The organism is Streptomyces sp. MBT65 (assembly GCF_016612545.1).
Lineage (GTDB): Bacteria > Actinomycetota > Actinomycetes > Streptomycetales > Streptomycetaceae > Streptomyces.
In genome coordinates, this window is the sequence record NZ_JAENRY010000018.1 from 1 (window position 1) to 21,842 (window position 21,842).

General features: G+C 71.2%; 19 protein-coding genes and 2 pseudogenes. 9 read left to right on the plus strand and 12 right to left on the minus strand.

What is annotated here, in order from left to right:
* Positions 1 to 126: 126 nt before the first annotated feature.
* Positions 127 to 336 (minus strand): annotated as a pseudogene (locus JHN63_RS06725) (response regulator transcription factor); the annotation flags it as partial.
* 70 nt (positions 337 to 406) lie between these two features.
* Positions 407 to 514, minus strand: a pseudogene (locus JHN63_RS52455) (ATP-binding cassette domain-containing protein); the annotation flags it as partial.
* Between the two features lie 76 nt (positions 515 to 590).
* On the opposite strand from JHN63_RS52455, the gene JHN63_RS52460 reads away from it, so the two are divergent.
* From JHN63_RS52460 to JHN63_RS06750, 5 genes are all read left to right on the plus strand, one after another.
* Positions 591 to 1,094: a hypothetical protein gene (locus JHN63_RS52460; protein WP_234476227.1), complete on the plus strand. Its 504-nt coding sequence runs from the start codon at positions 591 to 593 to the stop codon at positions 1,092 to 1,094.
* A 331-nt stretch (positions 1,095 to 1,425) separates the two neighbouring features.
* Positions 1,426 to 2,127, plus strand: a complete 702-nt coding sequence (locus JHN63_RS06735) for an ABC transporter permease (protein WP_234476228.1) — start codon at positions 1,426 to 1,428, stop codon at positions 2,125 to 2,127.
* Positions 2,128 to 2,273: 146 nt separating this feature from the next.
* On the plus strand, positions 2,274 to 3,206 hold the full coding sequence (locus JHN63_RS06740; protein WP_200677909.1) for a UTP--glucose-1-phosphate uridylyltransferase: 933 nt from the start codon (positions 2,274 to 2,276) through the stop codon (positions 3,204 to 3,206).
* A 100-nt stretch (positions 3,207 to 3,306) separates the two neighbouring features.
* Complete coding sequence (locus tag JHN63_RS06745; protein ID WP_200677911.1) at positions 3,307 to 4,215, plus strand: RNA polymerase sigma-70 factor; 909 nt, start codon at positions 3,307 to 3,309, stop codon at positions 4,213 to 4,215.
* A 128-nt stretch (positions 4,216 to 4,343) separates the two neighbouring features.
* Positions 4,344 to 5,090: an SDR family oxidoreductase gene (locus JHN63_RS06750; RefSeq protein WP_200677913.1), complete on the plus strand. Its 747-nt coding sequence runs from the start codon at positions 4,344 to 4,346 to the stop codon at positions 5,088 to 5,090.
* Between the two features lie 66 nt (positions 5,091 to 5,156).
* Here JHN63_RS06750 and JHN63_RS06755 read toward each other — a convergent pair whose 3' ends face one another.
* The 5 genes from JHN63_RS06755 to JHN63_RS06775 form a co-directional block, all read right to left on the minus strand.
* Complete coding sequence (locus tag JHN63_RS06755; RefSeq protein ID WP_200677915.1) at positions 5,157 to 5,822, minus strand: nitroreductase; 666 nt, start codon at positions 5,820 to 5,822, stop codon at positions 5,157 to 5,159.
* A gap of 61 nt (positions 5,823 to 5,883) precedes the next feature.
* Positions 5,884 to 7,473: a cytochrome bc complex cytochrome b subunit gene (locus tag JHN63_RS06760; RefSeq protein WP_200677917.1), complete on the minus strand. Its 1,590-nt coding sequence runs from the start codon at positions 7,471 to 7,473 to the stop codon at positions 5,884 to 5,886.
* A 176-nt stretch (positions 7,474 to 7,649) separates the two neighbouring features.
* Positions 7,650 to 8,999, minus strand: a complete 1,350-nt coding sequence (locus JHN63_RS06765; RefSeq protein WP_200677919.1) for an NAD(P)/FAD-dependent oxidoreductase — start codon at positions 8,997 to 8,999, stop codon at positions 7,650 to 7,652.
* Between the two features lie 66 nt (positions 9,000 to 9,065).
* On the minus strand, positions 9,066 to 10,130 hold the full coding sequence (locus JHN63_RS06770) for a tartrate dehydrogenase (protein WP_200677921.1): 1,065 nt from the start codon (positions 10,128 to 10,130) through the stop codon (positions 9,066 to 9,068).
* A gap of 96 nt (positions 10,131 to 10,226) precedes the next feature.
* Positions 10,227 to 11,135 (minus strand): LysR family transcriptional regulator, encoded by a 909-nt coding sequence (locus JHN63_RS06775; RefSeq protein WP_200677923.1) that lies wholly within the window; start codon positions 11,133 to 11,135, stop codon positions 10,227 to 10,229.
* A 115-nt stretch (positions 11,136 to 11,250) separates the two neighbouring features.
* Between JHN63_RS06775 and JHN63_RS06780 the strand changes: the two genes are divergently transcribed.
* The gene (locus tag JHN63_RS06780; RefSeq protein ID WP_200677925.1) at positions 11,251 to 12,153 is read left to right on the plus strand and encodes an alpha/beta fold hydrolase; all 903 of its coding nucleotides are present in this window, start codon (positions 11,251 to 11,253) and stop codon (positions 12,151 to 12,153) included.
* Positions 12,154 to 12,245: 92 nt separating this feature from the next.
* Here JHN63_RS06780 and JHN63_RS06785 read toward each other — a convergent pair whose 3' ends face one another.
* Together JHN63_RS06785 and JHN63_RS06790 are read right to left on the minus strand one after the other, a co-directional pair.
* On the minus strand, positions 12,246 to 13,181 hold the full coding sequence (locus JHN63_RS06785) for an SDR family oxidoreductase (RefSeq protein ID WP_200677926.1): 936 nt from the start codon (positions 13,179 to 13,181) through the stop codon (positions 12,246 to 12,248).
* 57 nt (positions 13,182 to 13,238) lie between these two features.
* Complete coding sequence (locus tag JHN63_RS06790) at positions 13,239 to 13,871, minus strand: NADPH-dependent F420 reductase (protein ID WP_200677927.1); 633 nt, start codon at positions 13,869 to 13,871, stop codon at positions 13,239 to 13,241.
* A gap of 236 nt (positions 13,872 to 14,107) precedes the next feature.
* Between JHN63_RS06790 and JHN63_RS06795 the strand changes: the two genes are divergently transcribed.
* The gene (locus JHN63_RS06795; protein ID WP_200677928.1) at positions 14,108 to 15,010 is read left to right on the plus strand and encodes a LysR family transcriptional regulator; all 903 of its coding nucleotides are present in this window, start codon (positions 14,108 to 14,110) and stop codon (positions 15,008 to 15,010) included.
* A gap of 204 nt (positions 15,011 to 15,214) precedes the next feature.
* Here the strand turns inward: JHN63_RS06795 and JHN63_RS06800 are convergent, their stop codons facing one another.
* A complete protein-coding gene (locus JHN63_RS06800; protein ID WP_200677929.1) occupies positions 15,215 to 17,605 on the minus strand; it encodes an ABC transporter permease in 2,391 nt (796 codons plus the stop codon).
* A gap of 31 nt (positions 17,606 to 17,636) precedes the next feature.
* Entirely contained in the window at positions 17,637 to 18,329 is a 693-nt protein-coding gene (locus JHN63_RS06805) for an ABC transporter ATP-binding protein (protein WP_200677930.1), read from the minus strand.
* A 249-nt stretch (positions 18,330 to 18,578) separates the two neighbouring features.
* Between JHN63_RS06805 and JHN63_RS06810 the strand changes: the two genes are divergently transcribed.
* Both JHN63_RS06810 and JHN63_RS06815 read left to right on the plus strand, forming a co-directional pair.
* Entirely contained in the window at positions 18,579 to 19,901 is a 1,323-nt protein-coding gene (locus tag JHN63_RS06810) for a sensor histidine kinase (protein WP_200677931.1), read from the plus strand.
* Positions 19,898 to 20,578, plus strand: a complete 681-nt coding sequence (locus JHN63_RS06815; RefSeq protein ID WP_200677932.1) for a response regulator transcription factor — start codon at positions 19,898 to 19,900, stop codon at positions 20,576 to 20,578. Before JHN63_RS06810 ends, JHN63_RS06815 begins: the two co-directional genes overlap by 4 nt.
* 64 nt (positions 20,579 to 20,642) lie before the next feature.
* On the opposite strand, the gene JHN63_RS06820 is transcribed toward JHN63_RS06815, so the two are convergent.
* The gene (locus JHN63_RS06820) at positions 20,643 to 21,806 is read right to left on the minus strand and encodes a DUF6183 family protein (protein ID WP_200677933.1); all 1,164 of its coding nucleotides are present in this window, start codon (positions 21,804 to 21,806) and stop codon (positions 20,643 to 20,645) included.
* Positions 21,807 to 21,842 lie beyond the last annotated feature (36 nt).

Sequence of the window (21,842 nt, forward strand, 5' to 3'; positions counted from 1 at the left end):
CGGCGCGCGAGCGCGTTGTCCTCGTACGCGGGCGGGCGGATCGCTCTGCGGCGGACCACCGCGTCCGACCCCTGCGTGGTCGCCGAGTTCTGGGTTTCGCCGGTGAGAAGTGCGGAAGTGCGGGGGCTAGACCAGCCCCGCGTAATGGACGGTCAGGGCGATCTGGACCCGGTTGGTGTGGTCCAGCTTGGTGAGGATGTGCGAGACGTGGGCCTTGACGGTGGCCATGCTCATGTACAGCTCGGCCGCGATCTCCGCGTTGGTCTTGCCCTGGCCCACGGCCACGGCGACCTCCCGTTCCCGTTCGCCCAGCCGGTCCAGTCGGACGCGGGCCTCGGCGGACTCCGGTCGGCGCGGGCCGGTGCCGTCGCCGTTCCGGCTGCCGGCCGGCCGGATCTGCGCGCTGCCGGACGGTGCCGGTGCTCGGTTCCAGCAGCCCGGCGGCCAGCGACAGCAAGGTCGTCTTGCCGGCGCCGTTCGGGCCGACCAGCGCGCAGATCCGGCCGGCCGGCAGCCGGAACGGCGACGNCGGCCATGGGTTCGTCGAGCAGCAGCAGCCGGGGCCGTTTGCCCAGGGCCAGCGCACCCGGGTGGCCTTCGCGCTGGCCCTGGGCAAACGGCCCCGGCTGCTGCTGCTCGACGAACCCATGGCCGATCTCGACCCGCTGGTCCGGCGCGAGCTGACGGACCTGCTGCCGGCCGAGGCCGACCGGCACGGTTCGACCGTCGTGATCTCCTCCCACCTGGTCGCCGAACTGGAGGGAGCCTGCGATTTCCTGGTGCTGATCGACGGTGGCACGGTCAGGCTCGCCGGCGACGTGGCCGAACTCATCGGCGCGCACCGGACCGTCTCCGCCCCCGACGAGCAGGCGGACCGGCTGGTGAGACTGCCCGGCCAGACGACGGTCGAGCCCCGCAGCGCGGCCGGCCGCACCACGGCACTGATCCGCCCGAGGGGCCCGCTCCCGGCGGAGCACGACCCCGCCCCGCCGAGCCTGGAGGAACTGCTCCTGGCCCATCTGCGAACAGCCGACACACCCCCGCTGATCACACCCGCGGCACGCGCCGGCGCACACCACGAGGTGACGGTATGAGCGGTTCCCCGACCACCGACACCCCCTCGCGTACGACGAGTTCGGGGCCGCGTCCACGTCTGAGACCGGTGCCGCGGCTGCGCGGGCTCACCTGGCTGGTCTGGCGGCAGAACCGGCTGGCGTTCTGGATCGGTATCGGCGCGGCGGTCGCCGTGGCGGCGTACGCGATCGTGCGCCACCAGGAGATGACGACCGCCATCGCACAGGGGCATCTCGACGCCTGTCGGGGCACCACCGTCCCGGCCGGGGACTGCTCCCACAAGCTCAACGCCTTCGCGCAGCGGTACCAGTTCCCGATGCGCCGCCCGCTCCAGGCCATGCCGGCGCTGCGTTGGTCTTCGGCCTCTTCCTCGGCGGTCCCCAACTGGCCCAGGAGTGGGAGTCCGGCACCTACCGGACCGTGTGCACGCAGTCCGTCACCCGGCTGCGCTGGTTCGCGGCCAAACTGCTCCTCCCGGTGACTCTGACGGTACTGATCAGCGGCACGATCGCCGCCGCGACGACCTGGTGGTGGCGGCCGGCGGGCTCCCTGCTGGGCGGCTGGTTCCCCTGGTGGCAGTGGTATCCGTACGACGGTGTCGGCCCCGTCGTGGTCGGTCTCTCGGTGCTGTCCCTGCTCATCGGCGTGACCGCGGGCCTGATCCTGCGCCGCACCGTCCTGGCGATGGGCGCGACCGTGGTGCTGAGCGCGGCCGCGATGTACCTGCTGGAGCAGGTCCGCGCCCATCTGCTGCCCACCACCCTCGCCACGGTCCAGCACACGACGGACTCGGCGGCCCCGTCGAACGCGTGGGTCCTCGCCGAGGGCGCGGTCGACGCGGCCGGCCGCAAGGTGTCCGATCCGCCGGGTTGCTACGCGGTCGACGACTACACGAAGTGCCTTGTCCGGCACGGCAGGACGGGCCGCTGGGCGGAGTTCCATCCGTCGTCCCACCTGTGGCCCTTGCAGTGGGCGGAGACGGGCCTGTGCCTGCTGGCGGCGGGGGCGCTGGCGGGGGTGTGCGTCGTGTGGATCCGCCGCCGCACGGTCTGAACCGTCACCCGATTCCCGATTCCCGGCTCCCGTCCCCGAACCACTGCCTGAAGAGCGCCCAGGTCACCGACTCCGGCGACGGCGGGTGAACCGGCCTCGCTTCATGAAAGTGTGAAGGCCGCCGCACCCGACCGGAGAGAGACGTGATGTCCCCAACCATTCGCAGGGCCGTGATTCCCGCCGCCGGGCTCGGCTCCCGGCTGCTGCCCCTGACGAAGGCGACGCCGAAGGAGATGCTGCCGGTCGGTGACAAGCCGGTCATCGAGCACACCGTCCGCGAGCTGGTGGACTCCGGCATCACCGACATCACCATCGTCGTCTCGGGCGGCAAGTCCCTGATCCAGGAGCACTTCCGCCCCAACCCCGCCCTCGTCGAGCAACTCCGCGAGGACGGCAAGACGGCCTACGCGGACGCCGTGGAGGAGGTCGCGGAGCTGGCCCGGCAGGGGCACATCACCTACCTCGACCAGTACGGTCCCTACGGCAACGGCACCCCCGTACTGAACGCGGCCCGTTCCTTCGGCGACGAGCCGGTGCTCGTGCTGTGGCCCGACGACGTCTTCGTGGCCGAGGTCCCGCGGGCCCAGCAGCTGATCCGCGCCTACGAGCAGACCGGCTGCCCGGTGCTGGCCCTCATGCCGATGGACCCCGTCGACTCCCAGCGCTACGGCGTGCCCGTGGTCAAGGAAGACCTCGGGGACGGTCAACTGCGCATCACCGGCCTGGTCGAGAAGCCCGAGCCCGCCGCCGCGCCCTCGGCGTACGCGGCGATCGGCGGCTATGTCGTCACGCCCGGGATCATCGACGAACTGCGCGAGCAGACCCGCCGCTGGTACGAGCTCAGGACCGGCGAGGTCTATCTGACCGACGCCATCAACGCCTACGCCGCCTCCCGCGCGGTGTACGGGCAGGTCATCCAGGGCCGCTGGTACGACACCGGCAACCCGGCCGACTACCTGGTCGCCCAGATGGCCTTCGCGCTCGCCCACCCGCAGTACGGCCCCATCGTGCGCGGCCTGGTCGCCGAACTCGACGTCGACCGTGCGGCCGCCGTTCACCGGGCGGGGACCGGCACCTGACCCGTCGCCCGTCGCGGCCGTACCGCCCGCAGCGCCGTGACCTGCGCCGCCGGGCCGCGCAGACGCTTGCGCGAACCGGGTCGGAACGAAGGCGGCACGCATGGGTATCGGGGACGGTACGGACTCCCTCGACGAGGCGACGGACGTGTTCATGGCGGCGCGTCCCCAGCTCTTCGGCATCGCCTACCGCGTGCTCGGCAGTGCCACGGAGGCCGAGGACGTGGTCCAGGACGCGTGGCTGCGGTGGCAGGGCACCGACCGTGACGTGGTCCGTGAGCCCAAGGCGTTCCTCGCCACCGTCACCGCCCGGCTGGCGCTCAATGTCGCCCAGTCCGCCAGGGTGCGCCGCGAGTCGTACATCGGACCCTGGCTGCCGGAGCCGGTCGACACACGCGCGGATCCGCAGTTGGGCGCCGAGCGGGCCGAGGCGCTCGACACGGCGGTGCTCCTCCTGCTGGAGCGGCTCAACCCGGTGGAGCGGGCCGCGTATGTGCTGCGGGAGGCCTTTGACTACCCGTACCAGCAGATCGCGGACATGCTGGAGACCAGCGAGACCAACACGCGCCAGTTGGTGAGCCGGGCGCGCCGACACCTCGCGTCGGAGCGCCACAAGCCCGTCGACGTCACCGAGCACCGACGGCTGATGGAGGTGTTCCTCACCGCCGCACAGACCGGTGATCTGGCCGTGCTCGAAGGCATCCTCGCCCAGGACGTGGTCAGCTACACCGACGGGAACGGACTGCGCGGGGCGTCCAGGATCCCGGTCGTCGGCCTGGTGCACGTCTCCCGCTACCTGGCCGCCTTCGCGCCGCGCTTCTGGCCGGGCAAGGAGATCCACTGGGTCGAGGCCAACGGCGGACCGGCCGCCCTCGTCACGGCCGAGGGGACACCGGTGCTGCTGCTCACCCTCGACATCTCGGAGCGCGGCATCGAGCGGGCCATGTGGGTCATGAACCCGGAGAAGCTGGCACCGTACGTGGCCTCCCTGGACGGCGGCGCCACGTCCTGAGCTGTCACAACGCACCGGAGGGGCCGGCTGTCGAACAGGAGGTGTCACAGACGGAGCCCGTGCCCGGTCTTCAGTGGTGCAGGCGCCAGCTGGTGCAGGCATCAGTGAAACCCGAAAGGAAATCCGTCATGAAGGTCGTAGTGATCGGTGGCACCGGGCTCATCGGCTCGAAGGTGGTCGCCGGGCTCGGGGAGCTCGGGCACGAGGCGGTCGCGGCGGCGCCCAGCACCGGCGTGAACACGCTGACGGGCGAGGGACTGGCCGAGGTCCTGGAGGGGGCGTCGGTGGTGGTCGACGTGTCGAACTCGCCCTCGTTCGAGGACCAGGCGGTCATGGACTTCTTCCGCGCCTCTACGACGAATCTGCTGAAGGCGGAGACCGAGGCGGGCGTCGCGCACCACGTGGCGCTGTCCGTGGTCGGCACCGAACGCCTCCTGGGGAGCGGGTACTTCCGCGCCAAGCAGGCCCAGGAAGACCTGATCAAGGCGTCCGGCAACCCCTACACCATCGTCCACGCCACCCAGTTCTTCGAGTTCGCGAAGGGACTCGCCGACGGGGTCACCGTGGGCGACACCGTGCACCTGCCCGACGCGAAGATCCAGCCCATCGTCTCCGACGACGTGGCCGCGGCCGTCGTCCGCGCCGCCGTTGGGGACCCGGTGGGCGGCGTGGTGGAGGTCGCCGGTCCCGAGGCGTTCCAGCTGGAGGAGTTCATCCGCATGGGACTCAGCGCGCAGGACGACCCCCGCAAGATCGTCACCGACCCCCAAGCGACGTACTGGGGCGCCGAGTTGGAGGAGGACACGCTCCTGCCGGGGCCGGGCGCGCAGATCGCCGGGACGCGGTTCGCCGACTGGCTTTCGCGGCAGAAGTAGGGATCAGTAAGTAGAGACCGTTCACTCCGGGTGGCCCTTTCCTTCGAAAGGGCCACCCGCGCTGTCTCATCCCTCGACGAACGTGACCGTCTCCGCGAGGGGAGCCCTGCCCGTACGGGGATGGTCGACCGTGACGTCCTCGTATCCGATCGACATGCCGCAGAAGAGCGTGAGTTCGTCCGGGGGCGACAGGATCTCCGTGACGCTCCCGCGGAACTTCGCCCAGGCCATCTGCGGGCAACTGTGCAGCCCTTCGGCGCGCAGCAACAGCATGACGGTCTGCAGGAACATGCCGGTGTCGGACCACTGGGCCGGGCCCAGATCGCGGTCGATGTAGCAGAACAGGGCGGTCGGCGCACCGAAGCAGTCCCAGTTCGCGGAGGCGGCCCGCTGGCGCGCCTCGATGTCCTCGCGCGGGATGCCGAGCGCGCCGTAGTGCTGCTCTCCGAAGGCGGAACGGCGCTCGCGGTAGGGCGACTTGAGCGTCGGCGGGTACTGCTCGTACTCCGGCTCGTCCCAGGGGTCGCCCGTGGCCAGGCGTTCGCCGGCGCGTTTCTTGATCTCGGCCAGCGGTTCGCCGCTCACCACGTACGCGCGCCACGGCTGGATGTTCGAGCCGGACGGCGCCCAGGCCGCGGCGGACAGCACGCGCTCCAGCACGTCCCTCGGGACCTCCCGGTCGGTGAACCCGCGTGCCGCGCGCCGGCTCATGACCGCCTCGTAGACGTCCAAGGCTGTTCCTCTCCTCATCTGTCGACAGGTGCTCAACTGCCCTTCTCCGCAACGGGTTTGGTCATCGCTGCAGTTCTTCGGCCGGTATTTCCTTGTGCTCGAACTCCCGCGCCGTCGGTTTGGTGATCTGCGCGTTCTCGCCGTAGAGGCGCTCGCTGAGCCGGGCGCGCAGATTCCGGGGGCCGGACTCGATCGGGCGGTACTGCTCGTGCTGGGTGAGCAGGTGCAACTGCTCCCGGTCGAGCGGCTCGTGGACCTCGACGAACTCTCCGTCGGGCAGGCGTTTGACGATGCCGGTCTCGCGTCCGTGCAGTACCTTTTCGCGGTCGGCGCGCTGAAGTCCCAGTGCCCATCGCCTGGTTACGGAGTACGCCGCGACGGGCACGACGAACAGACCGATGCGGACGGCCCATGTCACCGACTCGACCGACATATGGAGACGGACGGCGATGATGTCGTTCCCGGCGCCGATCAGGGCCACCGCGTAGAAACTGAGCCACGCGACGCCAAGTGCCGTGCGTACCGGGCGATTTCGGGGTCGGTCCAGCAGGTTCTGCTCGCGTGCGTCCCGGGTCACCCAGGACTCGATGAACGGATACACGCCGAGGGCGAGGAAGAAACCGACGCCCGCGCTCAGCGGGATCAGATTGTCGAGCGCGAGGGTGTGCCCCCAGAAGGTGATCTCCCAGCCCGGCATCACCCGCAGCAGTCCGTCCGCCACGCCCATGTACCAGTCGGGCTGCGAGCCCGCCGAGACCTGGTCGGCACGGTAAGGCCCGTATTGCCAGACGGGGTTGATCTGCGCGACCGCCGCGACGACGAGGACGGCGCCGGTCACCAGCAGGAAGTATCCGGCGGACTTGACGGCCCGTACCTTGGCGGACACACCCACGATGTTGGTGTTGGTGCGTCCGCGGCCCGGGTACTGGGTGTGCCCGTGGGCGAGCACCAGGGCCAGATGCGCGATCAGGAGTCCCACCATGAGGGCGGGGATGATCAGCACATGGATGGTGTTGAAGCGCGCCACCAGATCGTGGCCCGGGAACTCGCCGCCGAAGAGGAACATCGACACGTACGTCCCGACGATCGGGATGGACAGGATCGTTCCGTTCACGACGGCGAGGCCGGTGCCGGAGAGCAGGTCGTCCGGGAGGTCGTAACCCGTGAGTCCCGCGAACATGGCGAGGACCAACAGCAGGAATCCGAAGAGCCAGTTGACCTCGCGCGGCTTGCGGAAGGCGCCGGTGAAGAACACCCGCATCATGTGCGCGAGCAGGGAGGCCACGAAGATCAGCGCCGACCAGTGGTGGGCCTGCCGGATCAGCAGACCGCCGCGGACGTCGAAGGAGATGCGCAGGGTCGAGGCGAACGCCTCCGACATCAGCTGGCCGCGCAGCGGTGCGTAACTGCCGTCGTACCGCACCTCGTTCATCGACGGATGGAAGTAGAAGGTCAGATACACGCCCGTGACGACGAGGATGACGAAGCTGTAGAGGCAGATCTCCCCCAGCAGGAACGACCAGTGGTCCGGGAAGACCCGTCGCGTTCCGCCGCGGATCAGGCGGCGGACACCCAGACGTCCGTCGGCCCACTCGGCCACTCTCTCGCCCTTTGTCCGTACGGCCTGTTGGTCCCCTTCGAGATCCTGCATGGTCACCCCGTTCGACGGTCAAGGAAAAGCGCGGTGCTGCCTGTAAGGCGGTGCCGCCCTGCCTTTAAGACCGGGGGAGCGCCGCATGTGTGACATGCGGTCGCCGCGCCCCCGCACCGCAGTGGCACGACGGTGTGGTCGGTCACCATGCGGGCGACGTGTCGCTGCCCGTCGAGTCAGGTGGGCCTCCTCGTCCGGTCGGCGACCGGGCCCTGCGCGCGCCCGTTCGTGACGAAGGCGTCCCGCGGGTGCTGTACGGAGGCGAGGGAGACGAGGTCACGGCCGGTCAGGGCGGCCGTGAGCCAGACCGCCAGGACGCGGATCTTCCGCTCCCAGCTGGGCACCGCCAGCACGTGATAGCCCCGGTGCATCAGCCAGGCCGGGAAGCCCTTGATGACGATGCCCTTGTACTGGAAGATGCCCCGCCCCAGGCCCAGCGTCGCCACCACGCCCAGGCTGCTGTGGCGGTAGGTCCGCACGCGCCGCCCGCGCAGATCGGCCACGAGGTTCTTCGCGAGGAGCCTGCCCTGCCGTACGGCGTGCTGGGCGTTCGGTACCGTGCGGGCGCCCGGCAGGGGCGAGGCCAGGTCCGGGATGGTCGCGTCGTCCCCGGCCGCCCACACGTCCGGCACCGGTGCGCCGTCCGTGCCCACCCGCAGGTCGGGGCGGACCAGGAGCAGGCCGCGCTCGTCGACCGGCAGGTCGGTGTGGTTGTGCACGACCGGGTTCGAGGCGTTGCCCGCGGCCCAGACGATCAGGGTGGAGTCGTACTCCTGGCCGTCGGAGAGGACGACATGGCCGTCTTCGGCGGACAGCAGCTGTGTGTTGAGGTGGACGTGCGCGCCACGGCGTTCCAGATGGCGCACCACCCACGCGCCCGGCTTGTCGCTCACCTCGGGCAGGATGCGGCCGCGGGCCTCGACGAGGTGGAAGGAGAGGTCGTCCGGGGCCAGTTCGGGATAGGACCTGAGCATCGCGGCCGCCAGCGACAGCAGTTCGCCGAAGCCCTCGACGCCGGAGAACCCGCCTCCGACGAACGTGACGGTGAGCAGCTTGCGCCGCTCGGGGCCGGGCGGCAGCGACGCGGCCTGGTCGAACGCGGTCATCAGCCGGTCCCGGATCGCCACGGCCTCCTCCACGTGCTTGAGACCGATGGCCCGCTCCGCGAGGCCGGGGACGGGGAAGGTTCGGGTCACGGCACCGGCGGTGACCACGAGGATGTCGTAGCGCAGCTCATAGGCGTCTCCGCGCACCGGGCGGACGGTCACCGTACGGTCCGCGTCGCGGATCTCGGTCACGGTCCCCGCGATCAGCCGGGTACGGCCCAGATGGCGGCGCAGCGAGACGACGGCGTGCCGTGCCTCCACCGAACCGGCCGCCACCTCCGGCAGGAACGGCTGATAGGTCATGTACGGGCGCGGGTCGACGACGGTGACCCGCGCCTCGCCCGGACGCAGCTTCTTCTGCAGGCCCCACGCGGTGTAGAAGCCCGCGTAGCCGCCGCCGACGATCAGGATCTGTCGCATGACTCCCTCTGCTTCGTTGTCCGTCACCAGATGGACCGGGCAGAGTGGGCCGCTGTGACATCCCGGTCACAGCAGGTCGACGAGCCCCGCCGTGAACTCGGCCGTCGTCGCCGTGCCGCCGAGGTCCGGGGTGCGCAGCCGGGTCGTGGACAGCAGCGTGGCGATCGCGTCGGTGACGGCGCCGGCCGCCTCCGGGTGGCCGAGGTGGTCCAGCATCATCGCGGCGGACCAGATCGCGCCGAGCGGGTCGGCGATGCCGCGCCCGGCGATGTCGGGGGCCGAGCCGTGCACCGGCTCGAACATGGAGGGGAAGTCCCGCTCGGGGTTGAGGTTGGCGGCGGGCGCGATGCCGATGCCGCCGGCGATCGCCGCCGCCAGGTCGCTGAGGATGTCACCGAAGAGATTGGACGCCACGACGACGTCGAAGCGCCCGGGATCGAGCACGAACTTCGCGGCCAGCGCGTCGATGTGCTCCTGGTCCCACGCCACCCCCGGGTGCAGGGCGGCGCGCTCGGCGACGAGTTCGTCCCAGAAGGGCATCGTGTGCACGATCCCGTTGGACTTCGTCGCCGAGGTCAGCCGCCCGGACCGCCCGGCGGCCAGCTCGAAGGCGTAATCCACAACCCGGGTCACGCCCTTGCGCGTGAACACCGCCTCCTGCACGGCCGTCTCCTCCGGCAGCCCCCGGTACAGCCGCCCGCCGATCTCGCCGTACTCGCCCTCGACGTTCTCCCGTACGACGACGAAGTCCACCTCGCCCGGCCGGGCCTCGCGCAGCGGGCTGGGCACGCCGTCGAAGACACGGATCGGGCGCAGGTTCACGTACTGCTGGAAGCCGCGCCTGATGGGGATCAGCAGCCCCCACAGCGAGACATGGTCCGGGACCCCGGGGTAGCCGACCGCCCCGAGCAGGATCGCGTCGTGCCCGCGGATCAGGTCCAGCCCGTCCGCGGGCATCATCGAGCCCTCCGCGAGATACCGCTCGCAGGACCAGTCGAAGGTGTCGTAGGCGAACGCGATCCCGTGCCGGCCGGCAACGACGTCCAGCACCCGACGGGCCGCGGGCACGACCTCGGCGCCGATGCCGTCACCGGGGATCAGGGCGATGCGGTGCTTCTTGAAGGGAGACATGGCAGCGATTGCAGCAACGGTCCGTCCGCCCCGTCCAAGACCGACTGCCCATGTGCCTTATAGGCCGTGCTTATGAACAGTGCTTATGAGCAGTGCTTATGAAGGCGGTTCTACGGCGGTGTCGGCGTCCTCCGGCAGTGCCGTGCGCAGGAACGCGCGCGCCGCCGGGGTCGTCGTGCCGTGCCGGGCGACCAGGGTCACCCGCAGGGTCGTGCGCGGCTCCAGGTCCAGTACCCGGACGCCCGTCCGCAGGGCCGGCTCCCGCCAGGCGTCGGTGACCACGGCGAGGCCCGCGCCCGCGAGGACCAGCGGGAGGATCGCCACCCGGTGCTCGGTCTCGACCGCGAGGGTCACCGCCACGCCCTCGGCGATCAGGTCGTCGACGTACCGGCGCATCCCGGTGCCCTGCTGCCCGACGATCAGCCGGTGCCCGGCGAGGTCCTTCCGGTCCACCGCGGTCGTGCCCGGGGCGAAGGGGCCGTCCGGCGGCGCGAGCAGCACGAACCGCTGCTCCGGGAGCGGGTGGGTGCGGACCTCCGTGTCCGGGACCGGGTCCGGGGAGGCCAGCAGGCCCAGCTCCGTGACGCCGGTGCGCACCATCTCGATCACGTCCCGGGCGGTGAACGCGGCCCGTACGGTCACCGACACACCCGGATGGGCCCGGTGGAAGCGGCTGATCATCCCGGTGAGCGGGGCGAGGGCCTGGGACGGCATGGCCGCGATCCGCACCCGGCCGGTGCGCAGCCCGTGCACCGACTCGACGCTCGCCCGCGCCAGTTCGAGGCCGCGGACCGCCGCGCGGGCCGGTTCGATGAGCGCCGTACCGGCATCGGTGAGGACGACCCTGCGGCCGACGCGGTCGAAGAGGTCGCTGCCGAGGTCCCGTTCCAAGGCCCGGATCGCCTGGGAGAGCGAGGGCTGGGAGAGGTAGAGCGCGGTCGCCGCACGGTTGAAGCCGCCGTGGTCGACCACCGCGAGGAAGTACTCCAACTGCCGGACGTCCATGGTGCGTTGCGCCTTCCCTCACCCGTACGTGGAAGAACCGTCGATAGGCCACGCCTATCTGCATTGTCGGCCACGGGTCTTGGACGGGCCGCCCGGGCCCTGCTGGGATCGGACCATGAAGAGTCCGCTGCTCGCAGCCTTCGCCCGGCACACCGTCGACGCGGACGGTGTCCGTATCCACGTGCGGACGGCCGGGCAGGGACCACCGGTCCTGCTGCTGCACGGCTACCCCCAGACCCACGCCATCTGGCACCACATCGCCCCGCGCCTGGCCGAGACCCACACCGTGGTCCTCACCGACCTGCGCGGCTACGGCGACAGCGACAAGCCGCCGTCGGACGCCGGGCACACCCCGTACGCCAAGCGGGCCATGGCCCGTGACCAGCTGCTGGTCATGCGGGAGCTGGGCTTCGAGCGGTTCGCGGTGGCCGGGCACGACCGGGGCGGCCGGGTCGCCCACCGCCTGGCCCTCGACCGTCCGCGGGCGGTCTCCGCGCTGGCGGTCCTGGACATCGTGCCGACCCGGCACGCCTATCTGCACGCCGACGCCGACTTCGGGCGCGGCTACTACCACTGGTTCTTCCTGACGGCGGGGAACGGCATCCCCGAGCATCTGATCGGCGCCGACCCGGAGTTCTGGATCCGGGCCCGGATGGGCGCCCGCCACCACGGCGGCACCCCCTTCCACCCGGACGCGCAGGCCGAGTACGTGCGCTGCTTCTCCGACCCGGCCGCGATCCACGCCTCCTGCGAGGACTACCGCGCGGCCGGCTCCATCGACCTCGTCCACGACGAGGAGGACGCGACGGCCGGACGCCGACTCACCCAGCCGCTGCTCGCGCTCTGGGGCGAGCACAGCTTCGTCGGCCGCCACTACGACGTCCCGGCCGTCTGGTCCGGGTACGCCGACGACGTCACGGGTGCGGGGCTGCCCTGCGACCACTACGTCCCCGAGGAGGCACCGGAGGAGACCCTCGGCCACCTCCGGTCCTTCCTCGCGGCGCACGACACGCCCTGAACCCAGCTCCATCGTGATGGCCGATCCGGATCGCGGCGACCTACGGACACCGCGTCGCGGTGGCCCGTGCCGCGCGGATGGCGTCCATGCCGTCAACCGGCCGGGAAATAATGGCCGTTGTCCAGATCGGCGAGCAGGCCGGGCTGAGCGGGTTCCCAGCCGAGGGTCCGGCGGGTGACGAGGTTGGACGCCGGGTAGCTCTGCGTGACGATGTTCGCGAGGAACCCGAAGTAGCCCGGCACCATCAGCACGTCCGCCGGAACGCTCACGACGGGCAGGCCCAGGCGGCTGCCGATGGCCTCGGCGATCACGCGGAGCGGGACGGCCCCGTCCCCGACCGCGTGCCAGTACCTGCCGGCCGGCCCCTTCTCCAGCGCCAGGCGGAACAAGGAGGCGGCGTCGCGGGCGTGCACGGCGTTCCACAGGTTCGCGCCGTCGCCGGGGTAGCCGACGTAGCCCTTCTCCTTCGCGAGCGCGATCAGCTGTACGAGGAAGCCGGCGCGATCGGTCGTGCTGTGCGCGATGTTGGCGATCCGCACGACGGAGGACCGCACTCCCTGTTCGGCGAGGCCGACCACGGTGGTTTCCACGACGTTGCGAACCCGCAGGGTGCCCCTGTGCTCGTCGCCGCCGGGAAGGGCCGGGTCCTCCTCGGTGGCCGGCCGGCCCAGGTTCCCGGGCGAGCCTATGCTCCCGGCCGCGACCAGCGGCTTTCCGGTTCCCGCCAGTGCCTCGCCGTACGCGAGCATGATCGGGAGCTCCGCGGCGGCCACGGCGTCGATCCCGCCGGACGGAAGCAGGTCCTGCCGGTGCGCGACATGGATGACGCCGTCGGAGTCCGCGGCCGCCTCCTTGAGCCCGTCGAGATCCTCCAGGCCGCCGCGGCGCACCTTCGCGCCGAGCGCGGACACCGCCGCCGCGGCCGTGTCCGACCGGGCCAGACCGGTGACCTCGTGTCCGGCGGCGATGAGCTCGGGGATGATGTACGAACCGGAATGACCGGTCCCGCCGGTGACGAAAACGCGCACGCTACTGCTCCTTGTGAATGGTGTGGCGCGAGAAGTGGTGGTGGGGGTGCGGTGCGGTCAGCCGAGAAGGCTGACGCCGAGGGAGAAGTCGGTGTGCTTGACGGAGTGGGCGACGAGGCCCAGCTCCAGCAGGCCGGCGTTCTCCAGCGCCCGCGCCATGGCCAGCCGCCCGGTGTCCAACGGGCGCAGTCCCAGGCTCTCGACGAACGCCGACACGCGCGCCTTCGCCTCGGGGTCGTCGCCCGCGATGAACACGTCCAGGGGACGGCCCTCGGCCGAGCCGGCGGCCAGCACATGGGAGAACAGGGTGTTGAACGCCTTGACGACATGAGTGTCGGCGGGGGCGGCCTTGGCGATCTCCTCCGCGCCGGAGCTGCCGTCGGGGGTGACAAGGCCCGTGAGATCGGGGGCGACGGGGTTGGTGATGTCGACGATGATCTTGCCGCGCAGTGCGTCCCCGTACGCGCCGACCACCGCCGCCGCGCCGGCGTACGGCACGGCGAGGACCACGATGTCCCCGGCCGGGGCCGCGCCGGCCGTCCCGACAGTGGCGCCGTCGAGCGCGGCGGCCAGTTCCTCGGCCTTGGCCGGGTCGCGGCCGATGATCTCGACGGCGTTGCCGCCGGCGAGCGCCCGGCCGGCCAGGGCGCGGGCCATGTTTCCCAGGCCGACAATGCTGATGCCGCTCATTGGTGTTCCTGCTTTCTGAAGCTGAAGAGGACGCCATGACCACTCGTCGTTGTTGTCGGCGGTCATGTCGTCAATTCCGGCGAATTCCTGTGCTGAATTCCTGTGCCGAATTCTTGTGTCGAATTCGGTCCGGCCCTCTTGGGTACCTATTCAGGTTGCCATTGGTCCGAGTGGAAAGTCCAAGACCAATTTCGGCCCTGGTGATACCTTGGAGGCATCACCGGCCGGGAGGCGCCATGGATCTGGACCTGCGCAAACTGCGGTACTTCGTCGCCGTGGCCGACCGCTTGCACTTCGGCCGCGCCGCTGAGGAGCTGCATATCGCGCAGCCGGTGCTCAGCCGGCAGATCCGCGCGCTCGAGCAGGATCTCGGCGCCTCGCTGTTCACCAGGGATCGCCATGGCGTGGCGCTCACCGACGCGGGCCGGCAACTGCTGGCCGACGCCGGTCCGCTGCTCGCCTCCGCGCACGCGGTCCGCCGCCGGGCGTCCGTGGCCGCCCGCGGCAGTCGGCGGCTGACGGTCGGTTTCCGGGCCGGCATCCCGGTCGTCCCGGCGGCGCGGGCGTTCGAGGCCCGGCACCCGGACGTGATCGTGGACGTGCGGCGGATCGAAGGGGACGAGCAGGCCCCGATGCTGCTCGACGGCCGCATCGACGTCGGCTATGTGCGGCTGCCCATCGACGAGTCCGGCCTGCGCGTCACCCCGCTGTACACCGAGCCGCGGGTGGCGGTGCTGCCCGCCGGCCACCGGCTGGCCGGCAAGGAGGAGGTCACCGAGGCCGAGCTGGCCGGCGAACCGCTGGTCTGGCACGCCGACCCGAGCACGCAGCCCACCAGGCGCCCGCACCCCAACGCCGGATATGTGGTGCGCGGGGTGGACGAGACGCTGGAGCATGTCGCGGCCGGGCGGGGCATTTCGTTCCTGGCCCGTTCGGCGGCCGTTTTCTATTCCCATCCGGATGTCGTCTATGTGCCCATTCCGGATCTGGCTCCCGACCAGGTGTGCCTCGCGGCGGCGGAATCGCACACCTCGCCCGTGGTCGACGACTTCTTCAGCGCGGCTCAGGCGGCGGCCGAGATCACGGCGGAATGTGGGAACTATGAAATGTGGCAGCAGGGAATCGATGCCATTTCATAACACGGTTGAGCAGTCCGCTTTGCGATAGCGGCGCCGACAAAGTGGTGCGGCAGACAGTGCTGACGGCTCGCGGTCGCGGGGGAGGAGCGGCCGCGCCCCGGGTTGTCGAGGGACACCCCGGGAACGGGCGCTGTGCGGGGAGGAGGACCGACCGCACTCACCAGGAGGGCAGTCCCGGCGAGTGCCAGTGCGCGCGCTGACCGCCTACTCCGTGCGAAGTGCCGTCGCCGTGCGGGCCCTGGCCGCCCAGCCCGCCGGAAGCAGCGCCCCCAGCACGGCGATCGCGACGCCGGCCAGCCCCAGCAGCACCAGCTGGGGAGCGTCGTACACATCGAGGATCGACGGCGGCAGATTGGTGCCCGCCGCGTGCCCCATCACCGGCAGTACGAAGCCGTGCAGAGCGAACCCGAGCGGTACCCCGATCAGTCCGCCGAGCACGCCGATCCCGGCCACCGAGGCGAGTACGAGGCTCACGGTCTGCCGCGGCGACATACCGAGTGCCTTGCAGACGCCCAGGTCGTGGACCCGTTCGCGGGTGTCGAGGACGACGGAGTTGAGCACACCGAGGCCTGCCACGGAGACCAGCATGAGGGTGAGCAGCACCGCGATCGCGTCCAGGACGAGGATCATGTTCTCCTGCTGCGAGGGGGAGTTGGCGATGACGTCGCCGCCCAGCGGCTCCACCACCGCGTGCAGCTTCGCGGCGTACGCGGCGGGGGAGACACCCGGCTTCACCTCGATCTGGAAGGCCTGGGGCGCTGCCCCGGCGAAGCTCGCGAGGTCCGCGTGGATCGACAGGCCGTCGTTCGAGGTGTCGAAGGCCTCGCCGACGATCTTCAGGGCCTGGGTGTCCTTCCCGAGGGTGACCCGGACCGTGTCGCCGATCTCGGTGTCGGTCCGTTCCAGGAAGTTCGTGGGTACGACGGCCTGCCCCGCGCCGGTGATCCAGTGCCCGGAGATCATCTCGTAGCTGCCGGGACGTGAATCGCCCTGGTAGAGGGTGGCCTGGACCGAGCCGGAGATCCCCGCCACGGTGACGTCGTCCTTGGCCATGCCGTAGTACGAGGCCGTGCCGGCCTGCGCCTCGATGGCGGCGCGGATCTTCGCCGGGTCGGCGGACGGAAGACCGGCACTTCCCTTCCCGGGGTGCAGGTGGCGGACTCCGCCTCCGGCGCCGCCCGGAACGGTCTGCCCGCCGGCGACGGCGGTGACCGCCGCGCGGTCCTCGGGATCGGACGCGGTGCCGACCGCGTTCAGGGACGAGGTCAGCCCCACCGCGAAGGTCGCCGCGACCGTGCCGAAGGCCACCGCGAGCAGCATCGCGGCCGTACGGACCGGATGGGCGAAGGGACTGGCGAGTCCGTAGGTCACCGCCCGCGGCAGCGGCAGCCGCCCGACCGCCCGGTGCGCCCACTGGCCGCGCCCGGTGCGGGGGGCCCGGCCGATCGCGATGGCCTCGACCGTGCGCAGCCGCCCGGCCCGCAGCGCGGGGACCAGCGCCGCGATCCCGACGATCAGCAGCGTGCCGGCCGGTACGACGACGTCCACCCACCAGGCCACCGTCAGCGAGGCGCTGCCGTAGACCTGCTCGGTGTCCTTCAGCAGGGGAACGGCCAGCACATTGCCGAGCACGACCCCGAGGGCGATACCCGCGCCGGCCGGGATCAGAGCCTGGGCGACATAGGCCCGTACGACCTCGCGCGGGGTGAAGCCGATGGCCTTGAGGATGCCGATCCTGCGCAGGCCGGTGCCGACCGCGCCGCTGACCACGCTGCTGATGATGATCACGGACATCACGATGCCGAGCACGCCGAAGGCCACCATGAACGGGATGGTCGCCGCCGCGCCCGTGTCGGCGGCCCGCTTGGTGTCCAGGTAGGACTGGGTGCCCAGCAGGGCCCCGGACGGTACGGCGGCGGTGAGCTTCTTGCGGTCGGCGGAGAGCTGCGCCTTGGTTCCCGCGGAGTCGAAGCGGTAGAGCATCTGCCGTGTGACCGGTGTGTCCTTCGAGGCCAGCGCACCGACCTGTTCCGGGGTCGCCCAGGCATCGGCGGTCTCGGCGGCCGACACCGCGAAGCCGACGATCTTCAGGGTCGGGCTGTCGGCGGCGTCCGAGGCCTTCAGGGTGGAACCGACCCCGAGGAAGGGGCCTTTGAACGACGCGGAGAGAACGATCTCGCCCGGCTTCGTGGCCCACCGGCCGGACTGGAGGTCCAGGTCGTCCACGTCGGCGTGCGGACCGGACCGCCCGACCAGACTCAGGTCCGGCAGGTGCCCGCCGTCCGGATCGACCGGGCTGATGGTCGTCGACGGATAGGGCCCCGCGCTCGCGGTGACGCCGTCCAGCCGTCTCGTCGCCTTCAGTTGTGCCGCACTCACCTTGGCCGGATCGAACTGCGCGGTGATGTGCGGACCGTGCTGCTTGGCGAAGGCGTGGTCGAAGGGGGCGTTCGAGGCGACGATGAGCGACCCGGCGATGACGGCCGCGGCGACCGCCATCATGGTGGCCACGGCGATCACCACCGTCTGCACCCGCCGTCGGCCCACCCCGGAACGTACGACCCGGCCGAGCGCGCCGGTGCCGTAGAGGTTCATCGGACGGCCTCCGTATGCGTGTCGAAGAAGCTCATCGGACGGCCTCCGCACGCGTGTCGAGGGAGACATGGCCGTCGACGAGTTGAACGGTGCGGCTCGCACACGCCTGAGCCAGCGCCATGTCGTGCGTGACCAGCACCAGGGTCTGCCCGCCGCGGTGCAGCTCCAGCAGCAGCTCCCGTACGTCGTGGCCCGAGGCGGTGTCGAGCGCGCCGGTCGGTTCGTCGGCGAGCAGCAGCGCCGGCCGGTTGACCAGCGCCCGGGCGACCGCGACCCGCTGGCGCTCGCCGCCGGACAGCCGGCCCGGGTAGGCACGGGCGTGTCTGGTCAGGCCCAGCAGTTCCATCAGCTCGTCGGCGCGGGCCGCCGCCTTGCGCCGCGGGGTCCCGGCCAGTTGGGCGGGGAGCTGGATGTTGTCGGCGACGGTCAGGTCGTCGAGCAGATTGAAGAACTGGAAGACCATGCCGATCCGTTCGCGGCGGAACCGGGCCAGCGCGTGCTCGCTCAGCCGGTCGATCCGCTGCCCGGCCACGGTCACGGCTCCTTCGGTCGGCTTGTCGAGGCCGGCGACCAGGTTCAGCAGCGTGGACTTGCCGCTGCCGGAGGGACCGGTCACGGCGAGCGCCTCGCCCTGGGCGACGCTGACGTCCAGCGGTCCGAGTGCGGGAGCGCCGGCGCTGTCGTAGCGCTTCGCCACGCCCGCCAGTTCGATCACGTGAGTCATGGGTGTGGTCCGTCCTCGCGGTCGAGAGGGAGTTGGTCGAAGGGGAGTTGGTCGAGAGGGAGATGTCTGTGCCGGCCCAGCGAAGGTAGGGCCGTGGCCCGGTGGGGCGCGTCGGCCGCGGCACCGACATCAGGGCCTCCCTGCGAAGGAGGTACCCGCGGCCTCATCCCTGCGAAGTACGCCTGAGGGACGGTGACTTGGCCGCGCAGGAGGACGCGGAAGGGGGTGCGGGGACCGCACAATGAGCCGGTGGAGACGGAGGCGTGGCAGGGCTGGCGTCGGCAACTGCGCGACGCGCTGCGGTCGGAGGCGGAGGACGCCCCGCGGTCGCGGCGGGCCGTGCGCGCCGATGTGGTGCTGGCGGTCGTGCTGACCCTTCTCGCGCTGTTCGTGGCGTCGCGCTATCCCGGTGACGGGCCGGTTCGGATCAGCTCGAAGGTCGAGTCCGGGTACGCCCGGGACGGGTTGACGGTCCCGCGCCCGCCCACGCCTCCCGTACCGGGCCCGCGGGTCATGGAGAGCGAACCCTCCGCCCCGGCCTGGCCGTTGGTCGTCCTGTCCGCGCTGCCGCTGGCGGCCCGGCGCAGATATCCGCTCGCCACGTTCGGGGTGGTGCTGGGCGCGGCGGTGGTCATCGGCGGCGACGCCTCCTGGATCAACGTGCTGACCTGCGTCATCGGTGCCTACAGCGCCACCATGTACAGCCGTCACCGGGCGCGGGCGACGGCCGGTCTCGTCGTCGCCGCCGTGCTGGCCGGCCTCGCGTTCCGTAACACGGATCCGGTGTTCCCCGGCTGGTCGAGCCCGGCGGTCGTGCTGCTGGTCGCCGGGGTGCTGGCCAGCACCGTCCGCTTCTGGCAGCGGCGGCTGGCGGCCAGCCGGGACCGGTACACCCGGCTCCAGCAGGAACAGGAGGAGAGCATGCGCCGGGCCGTCGAGGAGGAGCGGGCCCGGATCGCCGCCGAACTGCACGACGTCGTCACCCACAATGTGAGCGTGATGGTCATCCAGGCGGGCGCGGCACGCAAGGTGATGGACGCGGCGCCGGAGCGGTCCAAGGAGGCCCTGCTGGCGGTGGAGGCCGGAGGCCGGGCCACGATGGCCGAACTGCGCCATGTGATGGGCCTGTTGGCCGCCCCGGACACCGGCCGCCCCGACAGCCCCGCCGACGGCCTCGAACCGCAGCCCGGCCTCGGGCAGCTCGACGCCCTGATCGAGCGGGTACGTGGAGCCGGGACACCGGTCGGTGTCGCGATGTCGCTGCCGCCCGACCCGCTGCCGCCCGGGGTGGACCTCGCGGCCTACCGCGTCGTACAGGAGGCACTGACCAACACCATCAAACACGCGCCCGGCGCCGATGCCTCCGTCACCGTCGGATACACCGGAGACGTCCTGGAGATAGAGATCACCGACACCGGAGCCACCCGCGACGCCCCTCGGGCGGACGGCAACGGCCGCGGACTGATCGGGCTGCGGGAACGACTGGCGGTCTACGGCGGTGAACTGACGGCCGGTCCGACCCTCGCCGGCGGCTACCGGATCAAGGCCCGGGTCCCGCGGCGGACGGCGTGAACCGGCCGGCGCTGCGCGCCGTCATCGCCGACGACCAGGCCCTCGTACGCACCGGCTTCGCCATGATCCTCGCCGCGGACGGCATCGAGGTGACGGCCGAGGCGGCCGACGGAGCGGAGGCGCTCGCCGCGGTCCGGCGCACCCGGCCCGACGTCGTGCTCATGGACATCCGGATGCCGCGGATGGACGGCATCGAAGCGACCAGACGGATCCTCGCCGACGGCCCGGACGGCACCAGGGTCATCATCCTGACCACCTACGACCTCGACCACTACGTCTACGCCGCGCTCACCGCCGGCGCCAGCGGCTTCCTGCTCAAGGACGTCAGCCCCGAGCATCTCGTCGCCGCCATACGCCTGGTGCAGTCCGGCGACGCGCTGCTCGCCCCCGCGATCACCCGCCGGCTGATCGAACGCTTCGCCCAGCGCGAGGAGGACCGGCCGACCGGTCTCCACCGCGACCTGTCCGGCCTGACCCCGCGCGAACTGGAGGTCCTCCGCCTGCTCGCGACGGGCCTGAGCAACGCCGAACTCGCGGACCGCCTGCTCCTCAGCCCCACCACCATCAAGACCCACATCGGCCGCATCCTGTCCAAGCTGAACCTGCGCGACCGCGTCCAGGCCGTGGTCCTCGCGTATGAGACGGGACTTGTCTCGCCGGGGGGCGGGGGCTCCTAGGCCAGGACCCATCCCCTCAGCATTCGATCCCTCACCACTCGATGATGTTCACCGCACGCCGGGATCAGTCGGTGTCCGTGGCGGCGAGGACCGCGATCTCCTGCCCGCCCGGTCGCAAGGCGGCCACGGCGAGGTCCCAGGCCACTTGGTGGAACCAATCCGATGAGGGGTCGGCGATGAACCAGTGTGTCTGCTCGACCAGCGTGGCCGTGTGAGGGAGCGGCGCCTCCGGGGCGGCGCCGACCAGGCCACCGAGAGAACGCCAGGCAGCGAGTCGCCCGTACGCACCGAACATGCCGCTGCCGTAGGCGGGGCTGCGCACCGCCGCGGTGAGCAGTACCCGCAGCACCCTGTCGGAGTCGGCCGGGTACAGCCGGGCCCTGCTCTCTCCCGTCGGCCATGCTGTGAGTGGCAGCCGCTCGAAGACAGCCGCGAAGTCGTCCGGTGAGACAGCGGACGCGGACCAGAACTCCTGCGCGGCGACCATGCCGTTGGACTCCTCCACCCAGTGCCGCACCGCGGCGCTCATGGCCTCGGCCACCTCCGGAACGGTGATGTCCGCTGGATCGACCGCAGCACTGCGCAGGCGCATCTCCGGCGAGACACGGAGTTCGGGTCGGTCGCTCTGCTTCTCCACCGTTGCCGGGGGCAGGGCCCACGTCCAGTCCTGCGGGGCGTGCGCCGGCCTGAGCAGCGCGCGCTCCGCCGGCAGCAGGTGGAGCGGCAGGGGCGCGAGCGGATGCCCCTCCGCCACGAGCGCTTCGCCGAAGGACCGCAGAAGGGGGTACGCGGGGACCGCGACGCCTTTGAGCACCAGCTCGTGCAGCAGACAGGCCTTGAACTCGTCCGACGCCGCGGTGCCGAGCTGCTCGCCGTAGACGACCGGGACGATGTCCGAAGGCCGATGCCCCAGGGCCACCATCTGGGCCAGCCGCCGCTCGGCCCGGGTCTGTGCCGACTCTCCGGCCCGCAGGCTGCTCGGCAGGCACATCAAAGCGCGCAGGCTCCGCTGTCCCGCCGTGCCGGCAAGAGCTGTCTGCAACCGGTCGAGCAGGAAGGCGTGTTCAGATGAATCCTCGTCCTCCTGGGCGGCCCGGTGGGCGAGCTCCGCGCCGAGCAGTGCCGCCCACTCGAAGTCTTCGGACGAAACCCGGTGCTGGATCTCTTCGCCGAGCGTGGACGCGGCTGAGACGTCACTGTCCAGCAGTTCTTTGATCCGTTCAGTCATGTCGCTGTGCATGGTGGAATCACTTTGCCTCACGCT